The 407-nt window shown below is 67.3% G+C and carries 1 protein-coding gene; it reads right to left on the bottom strand.

Features of this window, described 5'->3' with window-relative positions; all coding sequences use genetic code 11:
• The coding region (locus tag HKX41_10555) for a YceI family protein (GenBank protein NNC24571.1) at positions 1 to 306 on the bottom strand (306 nt) is incomplete at its 3' end.
• Between the last annotated feature and the right edge of the window lie 101 nt (positions 307 to 407).

Raw genomic sequence — 407 nt, 5'->3', positions numbered from 1 at the left:
GTTCGGATACTTGGCGGCGTCGAAGAAGTCGGCGCTCTTGAGGTGCTCGTCGAAGTCCGGCACGTGCGAATCCAGGCCGTCGAGCGGGATGGTGACCTGCACCGACGAAGCCGCGGGCTTGGCCGCGTCGTAGGTGATCGAGCCGTCGACCTTGCCGAAGTGGGCGATCGGGTTGGAGAAGCCGAAGTGGCTCCAGCTGGCGACCACGTCGGTGTGGTTGGGGTCGATCTTGTAGGTCACCGGGGCGGCGCTGGCGGCGCCGGCGAAAGCCAGGCCCAGGGCGGCGGCGAGCAGGATGCGCTTCATTGGAGAACTCCTCGAAAGTGTCGTCGGGTGGGGCTGGTTATGGGATGTCGCGGTGTTGCGGGGAAACCACTATGGCGCCGCAAGCGCGGCGCCGGGCGGAC

The sequence above is a fragment of the Salifodinibacter halophilus genome, assembly GCA_012999515.1.
GTDB classification, from domain to species: domain Bacteria; phylum Pseudomonadota; class Gammaproteobacteria; order Nevskiales; family Salinisphaeraceae; genus Salifodinibacter; species Salifodinibacter halophilus.
Note: the sequence above shows the minus strand (reverse complement) of the source record. Positions and strands in the feature narration are given on the sequence as shown.